The following is a 14,833-nucleotide window of genomic DNA, read 5'->3' on the forward strand; positions in this document are numbered from 1 at the left end:
AAGCGTTAAGGAGGCGGAGTGAAAGGGGAGGCGGACAAGGTGCAGCAGCTCGCAGCGCAGCTCAGTCGCGGTATCGTCGAGGGCCGCTATTTGCCGGGCGAGCTGATGCCCTCGCAGCGCAGCCTGGCCGAGGTTTGTGGCGTTTCCCGCGCCACGGTGCGTGAAGCCATTAACCAGCTGGAGCTCGGCGGCCTGATTCAGACCCGTCAGGGCGATGGCAGCCGCTGTCTGAATCTGCTGGAGATGCACTTCGAAATGCCCACCGCCGGGGCCGGGGATAACCTGGGTTTTCAGTTGCAGGTACTGGAAATGCGCGCGGCCCTGGAAGGTGAAGCGGCCTACAACTGTGCCCGGCGCGCCAGCGACGCAGAACTGGCCGGCATCGAGCGGGAGTACGAGTGTATGGTGCAGCGCAGTGAGGGCCAGAGCACCCTGGCCAAGGCCAAGGCGGATTTGAAGTTTCACATGATGATTGCGCAATCGAGCCACAACCTGTTGCTGCTGTCCTTCAGTCAGCTGTTCTACAGCCGTTATTTCAATGCCATTTACGGTGTGCTCGATCGCACTCTCAAGCGCTATGGCCGCTACCCCGACGGCATTCGGGCACAGCACGCCGGAATCTATCAGGCGCTGATGGCGCGTGATGGCGAGCAGGCCAGGCGCCTGGCTACCGAACATATCCTGTTTACGCATCGGTTGCTTGAGCAAAGCGAGTAGCTACCTATCCCTCACCCGGGTATCTGCCGGGCGTGAACTTTATGACCACAATGCCCGCAAAGGTTTGAAAACCCAGTATCTCCGCAAACTGGCCAGTTTAGGCTTGGCCGCCTAGTCTGCATCTGTCCCTGTCTGGATCCTGCTGCAGTTTACGCAGCCGGCAACAGCAGGCGCAGAATTCAAAACACAGCGGTACCGCCTGGTATGGCTGATTACAAAAAGAAAGACGGAGAGTGCTGAATGAAATTTCCTGTAGCCAAAACCCTGATCGCGACAGCGACCCTCACCCTGGCCGCCCAGGCCAGCGCGTTTGAACAATCCCGTACCGCTGAATGTATCGCTCCGGCCAACCCGGGCGGTGGCTGGGACTTCACCTGCCGCAGTGTTGGCAAGGTGCTGACCGATCTGGGTTACATCTCTGGCAACGTTCAGACCGTTAACATGCCGGGTGCCGGCGGTGGTGTTGCCTTTGCGCATACCATTTCCAAACGTGGCGATGACAGCGCGCTTATCGTTGCAGCCAGCACCGCCACCACTACCCGCCTGGCCCAGGGGCAGTTTGTTGGCATGGATCAGGACATGGTGCGCTGGGTGGGTGCCCTGGGTGCCGACTATGGCGTTATTGCCGTCTCCAAGGACTCTCCCTACCAGACACTGACCGCGCTGATGGATGCACTCAAGGCTGATCCTGTTTCTGTCAAGTTTGGCGGCGGCAGTGCAGCCGGCGGCTGGGATCACCTCAAGGTGCTGATTGCCGGTCGTTCCGCCGGTATCGAAAAAGCCAATCTGCCCAAGGTTAAATACCTGGCCTTCAACGGCGGCGCCGAGGCTATTACCCAGGTTGTGGGTGGCCATCTGGATGCGTTCACCGGTGATATCTCCGAAGCCCAGGGCTTTATGGAATCCGGTGACCTGAAGGTTCTGGCTGTTCTGTCTGAAGAACGTCTGCCGGCACCGCTGGATGGTATTCCGACCGCCCGTGAACAGAACATTGATGCTGTAGCGCCCAACTGGCGTGGATTCTACGTACCCAAGGGTGTTTCCGATGAAGCCTACCAGTGGTGGGTTGATACCGTGGACAACGTTTACAGCAGTGATAACTGGCAGGACGTGATGCAGAAAAATGGCCTGATGCCGTTTCACAAGACCGGTGCCGAATTCAGCACCTTTGTGAAAGGCCAGGTCGAGAGCATCAAGGAAATTTCCACTGAGATCGGGCTGATTAAATGATAGGGGATCGAATCCTCGGTGTCGTTCTGCTCCTCCTGGCCGTCGTTTACGGCTGGGAGGCTGCCATGTTTCCAGAGCCCTTTGGTGGATCCGAGGCTGTCGGGCCGGAAACATTCCCGCTAATACTGTCGGTGGTTCTGGGGCTGAGCAGTATCTATCTGCTGGTGCGACCGGATGAAGACGAAGAATGGCCGCATATGAAAATGCTGGCTGAACTGGGCTTTGTCCTGCTGATACTGGCGATCTTTACCCTGATGCTGCAGCCGGTGGGCTTTATTCCCGCCACCACCCTGATGGTCGGCGTGCTGTGCTGGCGCATGGGTGCCAAGCCGTTGCCCTCCGTTTTTACCGGTGTCGGCAGCGCGGTTGTGGTGTATGTGCTGTTCAATTTCCTGCTGGAACTGCACTTGCCGGCCGGACTCTTGAAGCTGAGCGGGGGCTGATCTAAATGGAAACATTGAATTTTCTGCTGCAGGGTTTTGCCGTCGCATTGACGCCGGAAAACCTGATGTTTGCAGCCATCGGTGCCATCCTGGGCACCGTGATCGGTGCTTTGCCGGGCCTGGGCCCTGCCAATGGCGTTGCCATCCTGATCCCGCTGGCCTTCAGTCTCGGGCTGCCGGCGAGTTCTGCCCTGATTCTGCTGACATCGGTTTATGCCGGCGCCATGTACGGCGGCCGTATCTCCAGTATCCTGCTGAACATTCCGGGCGATGAGCCCGCGATGATGACCTGCCTCGACGGCTATCCCATGGCGCTCAAGGGCAGGGCGGCCGAAGCCCTGGCGATCTCCGCGATTGCATCCTTTATAGGCAGCCTGCTGGCGACCGTCGGGCTGGTAATTCTGGCACCGATACTGGCCAAGTTTGCGCTGCGATTCGGCCCTGCCGAGTATTTCGCGCTCTTTACGCTGGCGTTTGCGACCCTGGGCGGCATTACCGGCAAGAACCAGGTCAAAACCGTTGTGGCGGCCTGTCTGGGCCTGATGATTGCCACCGTGGGGGTTGATATCACCACCGGCAATCAGCGCTACACCTACGATATTCTGGAACTGTACGAAGGGGTGGATTTCATCATCGCCATCGTCGGTCTCTTTGCCATCAGCGAGCTGCTGTTCTTTATTGAAATGCACGCTGGCGAAGGCTTCAAGAAGGTCTCGCTGAACAAGCTCAATCTGAGCATGAAAGACATTATTCAGGTACTGCCGACCTGTCTGCGCGGCTCAGTGCTGGGCTTTATCGCCGGTGTTCTGCCGGGTGCCGGGGCATCGCTGGGCAGCTTCCTCAGCTATACGATGGAAAAGAAAATCGTCGGCAAGAGTGGCTATTTCGGTGAAGGTGACCCACGCGGTGTGGCCGCGCCTGAAGCCGGCAACAACGCGGCGGCCAACGGCGCCCTGGTGCCGATGCTGACCCTGGGCGTGCCGGGCAGTGGTACCACGGCGGTGCTGCTGGCCATGCTGATCTCGCTGAATATTCAGCCGGGCCCGATGCTGTTCACCCAGAACGCTGAGCTGGTGTGGGGCGTGATCGCGGCGCTGTTCGTCGGCAACCTGATTCTGCTGCTGCTGAACATTCCGATGATCGGCATTTTCGTCAAGCTGCTGAGCATTCCGCCCAAGTACCTGATGCCGGTGGTGACCCTGGTGGCGTCGGTGGGCATCTTTGCCATCAGCAACAGCCCGCTGGACCTGTACTTCATGATTGGCTTCGGTCTGCTGGGTTACCTGCTGCGCAAGCTGCATATCCCGCTGGTGCCGGTCATCCTCGGCATGCTGCTGGGGCCAGAAATGGAGAAGAGCCTGCGTCATGCGCTGACCATTTCAGACGGTGACTGGACCATCCTCTGGAGCAGCGGCCTGTCGGTGGGTATCTGGGCGGTGGCGATCGCAGGTCTTGTTCTGCCCTATCTGATAGGCCCGGTCCTGCGTCGTCGCATGGCGGCCGCCCAGGACAAGGATCACAGCATCGTAGACTGATCTGTTGATCAAGCGGTTGCGGCGACCGGCCTTGGTGCTCGGGCGCCGCAACCCAAGCTCCGCCCCGGCAGGAAGGGCCTTCCTGCCAGTGTGTTTTCCACCGCCTTCGGGCGGTTTTTTTATGTACAGGAAGTAGGGTACAGCGCGGGCGCATGGATGAGCAGGAGCGATGGCTACATGGATGTCCGCCATCCCTGGCGGGCATGCCGCGAACGCAGGAATTCATGTTCAGGACCAAATTTAACCGTGTAGGAGCCGCGCCCCGCGGCGAACGCCCCGCGACGAATGGTCGGCGCCCCGTGGCGCCTTGCCATCTACCCCAAAAAGCTTCGCTGCGGGACGCAGCTCCTACGATAGCTGCAGCTTGGTAGCTTGGGTGCAGGCCCGCTGGGTTCTGGTCCAGCAATGAGCCTGGTGGGCGCCGCCTAGCCTGGCTTGCGGGGCAGGCGGTAACGCCGTTCGGGGCGGCCAACGCTGCCGTAGGCGACATCGGCGGTCAGCTCCTGGGTGCCGACCAGGTATTCTAGATAGCGTCGTGCGGTGGTGCGGCTGGAGCCGATACTGTCACCCACCTGTTCGGCGCTGAGGGCCAGGCTTGCGTCACTGCGAAACACCTGGCGGATTTTCTCCAGTGTCAGCATGTCGATGCCCTTGGGCAGGGAGGTTGCCGTGGTTTTGGATGCGGTTGCGCCGGTGCGAGGCAGCAAGCCGTCGACTTCCTGCTGGGACAGACTTTGCAGCTGCAGCAGGCGTTCGCGGTGCTGGCGATAATTGCTCAGCGCCTGTTGCAGGCGGTCGAACACCAGCGGCTTGAGGATATAGTCGAACACCCCCCAGCGCAGTGCCTCGGTGAGGGTTTCAACCTCCTTGGCGGCGGTGACCATGACTACATCCGTGGCGCTGTTTTCAGTACGCAGACGCCGCAGCAGCGCAAGGCCGCTGCCATCGGGAAACTGGATGTCCAGCAGTAGCAGATCCGGGCGCATGACTTCCACCAGATCCGCCGCATCCTGAGTGCTGTGGGCGATGCCGCGCACCTCGAAGCCCTCGATACGTTCAACGAAACGGCGCTGAATTTCTGCGATCTGAGGGTCATCTTCGGCGATGATAACGCTGATTTTAGGCGTCATGCTGTGGCCTCGTCGCTGTGGGGCTGCCGGGGTGCTGTTCTCTGGGGGTCATACTGCGGCCTCCTTGGGAATGTAGGCGGTAAAGCGCGCGCCGCCGCCTGTCGCTTCAGATACGGTGATTTCGCCGCCGAGCTGGGTCAGTGTCTGGCGTACCAGGTGCAGGCCTATGCCGCGATCGCCGGGCTTGCCGCTTATGCCGCGCTGAAAAATGCGCTCGCGCTCGGACTCGGGCACACCGGCGCCCTGATCTTCGACTTCAAATATCAGATCCGACCCCAGGTCCGTCATTGACAGCTGGACCTGCTTGCCCCGGGCCGCCAGGGTCGCCTCGAAGGCGTTGTCCAGCAGATTGCCGAGCAGGGTGACGATAGACTCGGGGGCGACATGGGGGGGCAGGGCGCCCATGTGGCTGTCGGGGTCTATCAGCAGCTGCAGGCCCAGTTCGTGGGCGCGATTGTACTTGCCCAGCAGACAGCCGGACAGTACCGGTTCGGTCACCGAAGCGACCAGCCAGCGCAGTAGTGCCTGATGCTCACGGGTTTCCTGTCCAATGATGTCCAGTGCCTGGTCACTGGCGCCGAGCTGGATCAGGCCGGCGATGGTGTGCAGCTTGTTGGCATATTCATGTGCCTGGCTGCGCAGGGTCTCGGCGTATTGCTGAATCTGGGTAAGCTGGCGGCTGACCTGATCGAGCTCGTCCTTGCGCCTGAAGCTGGCCACGCCACCGATGACCTTCTGGCCATCCCGGATCGGAATGCGGTTGACGATGAGGGTCTGGCCACGCAGTACCAGCTCGCGGTCAAACTCGGGTTCGCCGTGGGCCAGCATGTCGGGCAGACGGCTGTCCGGCAGCACGGCCTGTATCGGTCGCCCGATCAGGGATTCGGTATCGTCGAGCCCAAGGGTCGAGGCCGCAGCCTTGTTGACGGTTGTGATAAGGCCTTCGGTATTGACAGCAATGATGCCCTCGCGCACCGACTCCAGGGTCGCGTTGCGCTCTTCAAACAGGCGTGCGATCTGGTGCGGTTCGAGCCCGAAGATGGCGGCTCTGAAGCGGCTTGAAATCCACACGGCCAGCAGCACGGACAGCAGCAGCAGCGCCAGGGTGACGCCGATCACGATACGCTGGTAGCGCTCGATCACGTTGTCGATGCTGGTGGTGAGATAGCCCACCGACACCACGCCGAGGATATCGCCGTCGCTGGAAAAAATCGGCGCCTTGCCGCGAATGGAGGGGCCAAGGCTGCCGGTGGCTTTGGATATGTAGCTCTGGCCCAGCTCCAGCGCGCGCTCGTTGTCGCCGCCCACCATGGGCTTGCCGATGCGCTCGGGCAGCGGGTGGGCCAGCCGTACGCCCTCGCTGTCGCCGATGGAGATGAAGCTGGCGTCGGTGGCTTCGCGCAGTTGTTCGGCCAGGGTCTGCATCTGCACGCTGTCGCGTTCCATGGCTGCCTGGCGAATGGAGTGGGTCTGGGCAATCATGGAAGCCAGCTGCAGCGCCCGCAGGCCGATCTGCTCCTCCAGTGAGGACGCCAGATAGCGCAGGGCAAAGCCGCCGAGTAGCCCGGCCTGCAGTAGCACCAGCAGACACATCATGAGCATCAGCCGGGTGCTTATCTTGAATTTGGTCATGGTGTTTCCGGGGTCGCATGTTGCTGTTTTTTTATGTCGAGCCCGGCCGTTACCGGCCTAAACGCAGTGTAACCTGAATTGGCGGTAGTCGCTGCGATTGCGTTGGAGTATAATTCCACCCCCTTTATGCTGTGCTTCGTCTGTACAGCTTTATTTTCACGACATTTTTTGATCACTTAAGTGGCCTGTCGTAAGGGTCACCACTGAGCCAACAAGGGACTTTCATGCCTGTTATTACACTCCCGGATGCCAGCCAGCGCAGTTTTGAAACCGCGGTTACGGTACATGAGGTTGCGGCGTCTATCGGTGCCGGTCTTGCGAAGGCCGCGCTTGCCGGCAAGGTGAACGGTACCCTGGTGGATACCAGCTACCTGATCAGCGACGATGCACAGCTTGCTATCATCACGGCACGCGACGAAGAAGGCGTGGAAATTATCCGCCATTCCTGCGCGCACCTGATGGCCATGGCGGTGCAGCAGCTGTTCCCTGGGGCTCAGGTGACCATTGGTCCTGTGATCGACAACGGTTTTTATTACGATTTCGCCTACGAGCGGCCCTTTACACCGGACGATCTGGTGCTGATCGAAAAGCGCATGCAGCAGCTGTCCAAGGAGAACCTGAGCGTAAGCCGGTCTCTGATGGGGCGTGAAGAAGCTATCGCCATGTTTGAAAAAATGGGCGAGCAGTACAAGGTGCAGATTATCGAAGCCATTCCCGGCGACGAAGATCTGTCGTTCTACGGTCATGGCGACTTTATCGACCTGTGCCGCGGCCCGCACGTGCCTGCTACCGGCCATATCAAGGCATTCAAGCTGATGAAGGTGGCGGGTGCTTACTGGCGCGGCGACTCGAACAACGAAATGCTGCAGCGCATTTACGGTACGGCCTGGGGCGACAAGAAAGACCTCAAGGAGTACCTGCACCGCCTCGAAGAAGCGGAAAAACGCGATCACCGCAAGCTCGGCAAGCAGCTGAACCTGTTCCACCTGCAGGAAGAAGCGCCGGGCATGGTGTTCTGGCACCCGCCGGGCTGGATTCTGTATCAGGAAATCGAGCAGTACATGCGCGCCAAACAGCGTGCGCACGGCTACCAGGAGATCAAGACGCCGCAGGTGGTGGAGCGCTCTCTGTGGGAGAAGTCCGGTCACTGGGACAAATTTTCCGAAGAGATGTTTACCACGCACTCGGAGCACCGCGACTTTGCCATCAAGCCCATGAACTGCCCCTGCCACGTGCAGGTATTCAATCAGGGGCTGCGTTCATACCGCGAAATGCCGCTGCGTCTGGCCGAGTTCGGTGCCTGTCACCGCAATGAGCCCTCTGGCGCGCTGCACGGCATCATGCGTGTGCGTGGCTTTGTGCAGGACGATGCGCATATCTTCTGTGCCGAGGCGGACATCCAGAGCGAAGTGGCGAGCTTTATCGATTTCCTGCATGAGGTGTATGCGGACTTCGGCTTTACCGAGGTTATTTACAAGCTGTCGACCCGTCCGGAAAAGCGTGTCGGTTCCGACGAAAGCTGGGACAAGGCCGAACAAGCCCTGGCCGAAGCACTCGATGCCGCGGGCCTGAAATGGGACCTGCTGCCGGGCGAAGGTGCCTTCTACGGACCCAAGATTGAATTTTCTTTGAAAGATTGTCTCGGTCGCGTCTGGCAGTGCGGTACTATACAGGTCGATTTCTCGATGCCGGGCCGTTTGGGTGCCCAGTTCGTGAATGAAACGGGTGAACGTGAGACCCCGGTCATGCTACACCGTGCTATCCTCGGTTCCTTCGAGCGGTTTATCGGCATACTGATCGAAAACTATGCCGGCGCATTGCCGGCCTGGTTGGCTCCACAGCAGGTTGCGGTACTCAACATTACCGACAAACAGGCTGAATATAGTAAAAAAGTGGCGCAACTTCTTGAAGATAAGGGCTTCCGAGCACAAGCGGACTTGAGAAACGAGAAGATCGGCTTTAAAATCCGCGAGCGCACATTGCAGAAGGTTCCATATCTTCTGGTAGTGGGCGATAAGGAAGTAGAATCAGGTTCCCTGGCAGTGCGTACTCGCTCGGGCGAGGACCTGGGTACCTTGTCAATCGAAGAGTTCGTAACCCTCCTGTCACAAGACGTGACTCGGAAGGGACGCCAGCATTAATCTGAGCAGGAGATAGTACCATCAGGCGCGATAACAGACGCGGCGAGAAACGCCCAGCGATCAACGACAATATTCGAGCTAACGAGTGTCGACTGATTGGCCCCGACGGTAGCCAGATTGGAATAGTATCGATTAAGGATGCTCTTGAGGCAGCTCAGGAAGCAGGTCTTGACCTCGTACAGATCGCCGATTCCGACCCCATCGTCTGCAAGGTGATGGATTACGGCAAGCATCAGTACGAAGCTAAAAAGCAGCAGAACCTGGCCAAGAAAAAACAGGTTCAGATGCAGGTCAAGGAAGTGAAATTCCGTCCTGGGACGGAAGAGGGGGATTACCAGGTAAAACTGCGCAACCTGGTACGTTTCCTAGAAGCCGGAGACAAGGCGAAAGTGACCTTGAGATTTCGTGGTCGCGAGATGGCTCATCAGGAACTGGGCATGCAGCTGATGTTACGGGTCGAAAAAGACCTGGAAGAGCTGGGTGTCGTTGAACAGCGTCCGAAGATGGAAGGCCGTCAGATGACCATGGTCATTGCTCCGAAGAAGAAAAAGTAGTCTGAACGATGCAGCGCCCGTAATTGCTTCTGTATGGAAGTGGTTGCGGGTTTTGCGGTTGTTCAGGTGAACACAACTTAACGAATGCGTGGGGATTTTGGAAATGCCTAAGATCAAGTCAAACCGTGGCGCTGCCAAGCGCTTCAAGAAAACTGCCAATGGCTTCAAGCACAAGCAGTCCTTCAAAAGTCACATTCTGACCAAGAAAAGCACCAAGCGTAAGCGTCAGCTGCGTCCGATGCTGCAGGTTCATGCAGCGGACAAGGCACTCGTTAAGCGCATGCTGCCGTACATCTAAGTCTTTTTTAGACTCTTGGTATCAACAGAATTTTAGGAAGGTATTGCAATGGCTCGTGTAAAACGTGGTGTGCAAGCACGTCGTCGTCACAAGAAGGTATTGAAGCAGGCAAAGGGTTACTACGGAGCTCGTAGCCGTGTATTCCGTGTTGCCAAACAGGCTGTCATCAAGGCAGGTCAGTACGCGTACCGCGACCGTCGTCAACGTAAGCGTCAGTTCCGTGCACTGTGGATTGCCCGTATCAACGCGGCAGCCCGTATCAACGGCATGTCTTACAGCCGTCTGATCGCTGGTCTGAAAAAAGCTAGCATCGAAATCGACCGTAAGGTCCTGGCTGATCTGGCTGTACACGAGCAGGGCGCGTTTACTGCTGTCGTCGAAAAAGCGAAAGCTGCTCTGGCGTAAGGCAAACCCGCCTCTTGTAGGTAATTGATCGAATCGAATAGGGGAAGGGTGCAAGCTCTTCCCCTATTTTCTTTTGGAGCCGGTAATGGAAAACATTGAGCCCCTGTTGGCACAGGGCATTGCTGCCGTAGAACAGGCTGCGAGTACTCAGGACCTGGATCAGGTCCGTGTTCAGTATCTCGGTAAGAAAGGTCATCTTACTCAGCTGCTGAAAGGGCTGGGGCAGTTGTCCGCAGAGGAGCGTCCGCAGGCGGGCGCACGCATCAACGAAGCCAAGCAGGCGTTGCAGGATGTCCTGAACGCACGCAAGGATTCCCTCGAAGGCGCGGCGCTGAATGCCAAGCTGGCGGCCGAAACCATAGACGTGACCCTGCCCGGTCGCGGTCAGGCGCTCGGCGGACTGCACCCGGTCACCAAGACCCTGGAACGCATTGAAGCCTTCTTTGCCAATATCGGTTACAGCGTGGCCGAAGGGCCTGAAATCGAAGATGACTACCACAACTTCGAGGCACTCAACATTCCGGCGCATCACCCCGCGCGGGCAATGCACGACACCTTTTATTTCGACGCCCACACCCTGCTGCGTACCCATACGTCGCCGGTGCAGATTCGCACCCTGGAAGAGCAGAAACCGCCGGTGCGCATCATCTGCCCGGGGCGCGTATATCGCTGCGATTACGACCAGACCCACTCGCCGATGTTTCATCAGGTTGAAGGTCTGCTGGTCGACAAGAACATCAGCTTTGCTGACCTGAAGGGCACGCTGGAGCAGTTCCTGCGCGAATTCTTCGAGGAAGACGTCAAGGTGCGCTTCCGTCCGTCCTACTTCCCCTTCACCGAACCCTCGATCGAAGTTGATATCGATCGCGGCGACGGCAAATGGCTCGAAGTACTCGGCTGCGGCATGGTGCATCCCAAGGTATTCGCCTCTGTCGGCATAGATCCGGAAGAATACACCGGCTTTGCATTTGGCATGGGCGTCGAGCGCCTGGCCATGCTGCGCTATGGCGTGAATGACCTGCGCCTTTTCTTCGAAAACGATCTGCGTTTCCTCGGCCAGTTCAACTAGCCTGCAGCGGGCCTGGTTGCGACCGGGTCTGGCGGGTGGCGAGCCTGGGCTCGCGGTGTGGAAGCGATTTTTAACAGATTTGTCAGGACAGCAGAATGAAATTCAGTGAACAGTGGTTGCGTGAGCTGGTTAATCCGGCGATCGACACCGAAACCCTGGTGGCGCAGATCACCATGGCGGGGCTTGAAGTCGACGAGGTTGTACCAGTTGCCGGCGCTTTCTCCGGCGTGATTGTGGGCGAAATTCTGAGTGCCGAGCCCCACCCCAATGCCGACAAGCTGCAGCTGTGTGTCGTCTCCGACGGCCACGAGCAGCACCAGGTTGTGTGTGGTGCGCCCAATGCCCGCGCCGGCCTGAAAACCTCCTTCGCCAAGGTGGGTGCGGTACTGCCCGGCGACTTCAAGATCAAGAAGGCCAAGCTGCGCCAGGTTGAGTCTTTCGGCATGCTGTGCGCCGAAGACGAGCTGGGGCTGTCGCAGGATCACGGCGGCATCATGGAACTGGCGGCCGACGCGCCTGTGGGTCACTGCCTGCGTGACTACCTGGGACTGAACGACAAGATTGTCGATGTTGATCTGACTCCCAACCGCGGCGACTGCCTGAGCATCACCGGCCTTGCCCGTGAAGTCGGCGTACTGAACAAGGTGGCGGTGAAGTTCGTTGAGCCCGCACCGGTTGAGCCTGTCATCAAGGATGCGTTCGCCGTTGTGCTGGAAGCCAAGGCTGCCTGCCCGCGCTACGTGGGCCGGGTGATTCGTCGCATCAATCCGCAGGCCGAATCGCCGTTGTGGATGGTCGAGAAGCTGCGTCGCGCAGGGATCCGCTCCATAGATCCGGTGGTGGATGTCACCAACTATGTGCTGCAGGAACTCGGCCAGCCGATGCATGCCTTCGACCTGGCCAAGCTCAGTGGCAGCATTCTGGTGCGTGAAGCCCAGGACGGCGAAAAGCTGACCCTGCTGGATGGCCAGGATATTGAACTCAAGGCCGGCACCCTGCTGATTACCGACGAGAAAGGCCCGCTGGCCATGGCCGGTATCATGGGGGGCGAGAGCAGCAGTGTTACCCGTGAAACCCGCGATATCTTCCTTGAGAGCGCCTTCTTTGCGCCCCTGGCCATCGCTGGCCGTGCGCGCTCCTACGGCCTGCACACCGATTCCTCGCACCGCTTCGAGCGTGGCGTGGACTGGCGCCTGCAGCGCAAGGCCATCGAGCGTGCTACTGAGCTGCTGCTGGAAATCGTCGGCGGCGAGCCCGGCCCGGTCACCGAGGTCAAAAGCGAAGAGAATCTGCCGGAAGTCGCCCGTATTCGCCTGCGCCATGCACGGGTGAACCAGCTGCTGGCATTCGACATGCCGGCCGCCGAGATCGAGGAAATTCTTACCCGGCTGGGTCTGCAACTGAGCGCGAGCGAAGACGGTGTCTGGGATGTGGCCGTGCCTTCGTATCGCTTTGATATCGAGATCGAAGTCGATCTGATTGAAGAGCTGGCCCGCGTCTATGGATACAACAACCTGCCGGTGAAAACGCCGATGGCGGCGCTGCCGATCAAGCCCATCGTCGAGTCCCGCGTTGAAACCCGCGTGATGCGCCGTACCCTGGTTGCGCTGGGTTATCAGGAAGCGATCACCTACAGCTTCATCGAAGCCGGGCTGCAACAGCAGTTTGACGACCAGTACGACGCCATCGCCCTGGCCAACCCGATCTCGGCTGAAATGGCGGTGATGCGCACCAGCCTCTGGCCGGGCCTGGCCAAGGCGCTGCAGTACAACCAGAACCGTCAGCAGGATCGCGTACGCCTGTTCGAGAGCGGCCAGCGTTTCCTGCCCCAGGGCGGCGAGCTGGTGCAGGAAAACGTGATTGCCGGTGTGATTGCCGGCAGCCGCGAACCCGAAGGCTGGACCGGCAAGGCGCAGAAGGTCGACTTCTATGACCTCAAAGGCCATGTCGAATCCTTGCTGGCCCTCGGTGGCGCTGCCCAGGAATACAGCTTCGCGTCCGCCAGTCATGTGGCGCTGCATCCGGGGCAGAGCGCGGCGATCCTGCGTGATGGCAAGGCTGTGGGCTACATGGGTGCGCTGCATCCCAGCCTGATCAAGGCGCTGGATCTGGACGGGCCCGTTTACCTGTTCGAGCTTGAGCTTGCAACCCTGGCTAACGGCCGCCTGCCGCGCTTCAGTGAGTTGTCGAAGTTTCCCGAGTCGCGTCGGGACCTGGCACTGATCGTGGATGAAAAAACCGCCTTTGATGCGCTGCGTACCGTGGCACTGAAAGAGGGCGGCGAATACCTTCAAGAGGTCACCCTGTTCGATGTTTATCAGGGCCAAGGTATTGAAGCAGGACGAAAAAGTCTGGCCATCGGCTTGACCTGGCAGCATCCATCACGCACTCTTAATGACGAAGAGATCAACGGAACTATCCAGGCTGTAGTCGGCGCGCTCAAATCCGAGTTCGGCGCGACATTGCGAGAGTAATGACAGAGGTGAAAGGCATGGGCTCTTTGACAAAAGCTGAAATGGCAGAGCGTTTGAACGAAGAGCTCGGTCTTAACAAGCGTGAAGCCAAGGAAATGGTCGAATCCTTCTTTGACGAGATTCGTGCCAGTCTGGCGTCAAATGAGCAGGTGAAGTTGTCGGGTTTCGGCAACTTCGACCTTCGCGACAAGCGACAGCGCCCCGGCCGCAACCCCAAAACCGGTGAAGAGGTTCCCATCTGCGCACGGCGGGTGGTGACCTTTCGTCCAGGCCAGAAACTCAAGGATCGAGTAGACACCTATGCCGACAGCCGGTGACTCCCGGCTGGAGCCCATCCCCAATAAACGTTATTTCACCATCGGCGAGGTCGCAAAACTCTGCGACCTCAAGACCCATGTCTTGCGTTACTGGGAACAGGAATTCGACCAGATCAGCCCGGTAAAGCGCAGTAACCGGCGTTACTACCAGCGTCAGGATGTACTGGTGATCCGCCAGATACGCAGCCTGCTGCACGAACAGGGCTACACCATCAGCGGAGCCCGCCAGTGGCTTGCAGGCAGTGAGGCAGGGGATGACGCCGCCCGCTACAAGCAGTTGGTACGCCAGACCATCACCGAGCTTGAAGAACTGCTCGGCACACTGAAAAGTTTTTAAGAAAAAACTTCACAGTATCAAAACCTTAGGGTATATTACCCACCACTTGAAACGCAGCAGCCATTAGGCAGCATTTCAGGCACAGTCGGGGCGTAGCGCAGTCTGGTAGCGCACTTGCATGGGGTGCAAGGGGTCGAAGGTTCAAATCCTTTCGTCCCGACCAACAAATTCAAACACTTAGGCCGATAGATCATCTATCGGCCTTTGTCGTTTCTGGGGTTTAGCGTTTCTCGTGCCCGTTCTGTGACCGTTTGCAACTTGGTTGGATTAGTCCGATTTTTCAGTAGCCCATGCACGTCGTTGCATTAAGGGGTGTCTGGTCGAATCAGCGAGCGCTTGACCTTGCTAGACACGTATTTCTGATTCTCTTTAGCTCCAGCAGGTCGGATGTATTCACATTCGGATCGGTGTGTATCTGACCTTCCCTCAGCAATCCTGGACACGGTTTTAAGCGACGTCTCGGGACCCATGAAGCCGATCGCACTTAGCAAAGTCCGTGACGCCTGATCAGCAGACAATTCATAAGCTGCAAGTCGCAGTGGGGGATCGGG

The 14,833-nt window shown here is 58.6% G+C and carries 14 protein-coding genes and 1 tRNA gene; 13 read left to right on the forward strand and 2 right to left on the reverse strand.

Annotated elements, in window-relative coordinates; translation table 11 throughout:
* Positions 1 to 18 precede the first annotated feature (18 nt).
* The 4 genes from MRS74_RS24180 to MRS74_RS05990 all read left to right on the forward strand — a co-directional run bounded on the left by MRS74_RS24180 (position 19) and on the right by MRS74_RS05990 (position 3,925).
* Positions 19 to 717: a FadR/GntR family transcriptional regulator gene (locus tag MRS74_RS24180; protein ID WP_254579371.1), complete on the forward strand. Its 699-nt coding sequence runs from the start codon at positions 19 to 21 to the stop codon at positions 715 to 717.
* A gap of 240 nt (positions 718 to 957) precedes the next feature.
* Positions 958 to 1,947, forward strand: a complete 990-nt coding sequence (locus MRS74_RS05980; protein WP_254579372.1) for a Bug family tripartite tricarboxylate transporter substrate binding protein — start codon at positions 958 to 960, stop codon at positions 1,945 to 1,947.
* Positions 1,944 to 2,390 carry a tripartite tricarboxylate transporter TctB family protein gene (locus MRS74_RS05985; RefSeq protein ID WP_254579373.1) on the forward strand — a complete coding sequence of 149 codons (447 nt, stop codon included), beginning with the start codon at positions 1,944 to 1,946 and terminating at the stop codon, positions 2,388 to 2,390. Before MRS74_RS05980 ends, MRS74_RS05985 begins: the two co-directional genes overlap by 4 nt.
* 5 nt (positions 2,391 to 2,395) lie before the next feature.
* A complete protein-coding gene (locus MRS74_RS05990; protein WP_254579374.1) occupies positions 2,396 to 3,925 on the forward strand; it encodes a tripartite tricarboxylate transporter permease in 1,530 nt (509 codons plus the stop codon).
* Between the two features lie 425 nt (positions 3,926 to 4,350).
* On the opposite strand, the gene MRS74_RS05995 is transcribed toward MRS74_RS05990, so the two are convergent.
* Both MRS74_RS05995 and MRS74_RS06000 read right to left on the reverse strand, forming a co-directional pair.
* Positions 4,351 to 5,055, reverse strand: coding sequence for a response regulator (locus tag MRS74_RS05995; protein ID WP_254579375.1), 705 nt, complete (start codon positions 5,053 to 5,055; stop codon positions 4,351 to 4,353).
* Between the two features lie 48 nt (positions 5,056 to 5,103).
* Positions 5,104 to 6,687, reverse strand: a complete 1,584-nt coding sequence (locus MRS74_RS06000) for an ATP-binding protein (protein ID WP_254579376.1) — start codon at positions 6,685 to 6,687, stop codon at positions 5,104 to 5,106.
* A gap of 224 nt (positions 6,688 to 6,911) precedes the next feature.
* On the opposite strand from MRS74_RS06000, the gene thrS reads away from it, so the two are divergent.
* From thrS to MRS74_RS06045, 9 genes are all read left to right on the forward strand, one after another.
* Positions 6,912 to 8,828 carry a threonine--tRNA ligase gene (gene thrS / locus MRS74_RS06005; RefSeq protein ID WP_254579377.1) on the forward strand — a complete coding sequence of 639 codons (1,917 nt, stop codon included), beginning with the start codon at positions 6,912 to 6,914 and terminating at the stop codon, positions 8,826 to 8,828.
* Between the two features lie 20 nt (positions 8,829 to 8,848).
* The gene (gene infC / locus MRS74_RS06010) at positions 8,849 to 9,382 is read left to right on the forward strand and encodes a translation initiation factor IF-3 (RefSeq protein ID WP_254579469.1); all 534 of its coding nucleotides are present in this window, start codon (positions 8,849 to 8,851) and stop codon (positions 9,380 to 9,382) included.
* 103 nt (positions 9,383 to 9,485) lie between these two features.
* Positions 9,486 to 9,680 carry a 50S ribosomal protein L35 gene (gene rpmI / locus MRS74_RS06015; RefSeq protein ID WP_020682328.1) on the forward strand — a complete coding sequence of 65 codons (195 nt, stop codon included), beginning with the start codon at positions 9,486 to 9,488 and terminating at the stop codon, positions 9,678 to 9,680.
* Positions 9,681 to 9,728: 48 nt separating this feature from the next.
* Positions 9,729 to 10,085, forward strand: coding sequence for a 50S ribosomal protein L20 (gene rplT, locus MRS74_RS06020; protein WP_026291807.1), 357 nt, complete (start codon positions 9,729 to 9,731; stop codon positions 10,083 to 10,085).
* Between the two features lie 85 nt (positions 10,086 to 10,170).
* Positions 10,171 to 11,154: a phenylalanine--tRNA ligase subunit alpha gene (pheS, locus tag MRS74_RS06025; protein WP_254579378.1), complete on the forward strand. Its 984-nt coding sequence runs from the start codon at positions 10,171 to 10,173 to the stop codon at positions 11,152 to 11,154.
* A 95-nt stretch (positions 11,155 to 11,249) separates the two neighbouring features.
* Entirely contained in the window at positions 11,250 to 13,628 is a 2,379-nt protein-coding gene (pheT, locus tag MRS74_RS06030) for a phenylalanine--tRNA ligase subunit beta (protein WP_254579379.1), read from the forward strand.
* Positions 13,628 to 13,945, forward strand: a complete 318-nt coding sequence (gene ihfA, locus MRS74_RS06035; RefSeq protein WP_497536483.1) for an integration host factor subunit alpha — start codon at positions 13,628 to 13,630, stop codon at positions 13,943 to 13,945. The genes pheT and ihfA overlap by 1 nt, the downstream gene beginning before the upstream one ends.
* Positions 13,929 to 14,282, forward strand: coding sequence for a MerR family transcriptional regulator (locus MRS74_RS06040; protein ID WP_254579381.1), 354 nt, complete (start codon positions 13,929 to 13,931; stop codon positions 14,280 to 14,282). The genes ihfA and MRS74_RS06040 overlap by 17 nt, the downstream gene beginning before the upstream one ends.
* An 86-nt stretch (positions 14,283 to 14,368) precedes the next feature.
* A tRNA-Pro gene (locus MRS74_RS06045) sits at positions 14,369 to 14,445 on the forward strand.
* The last annotated feature ends 388 nt before the right edge of the window (positions 14,446 to 14,833 follow it).

The organism is Marinobacterium sedimentorum (assembly GCF_024267675.1).
Classification (GTDB): Bacteria; Pseudomonadota; Gammaproteobacteria; order Pseudomonadales; family Balneatricaceae; genus Marinobacterium_A; species Marinobacterium_A sedimentorum.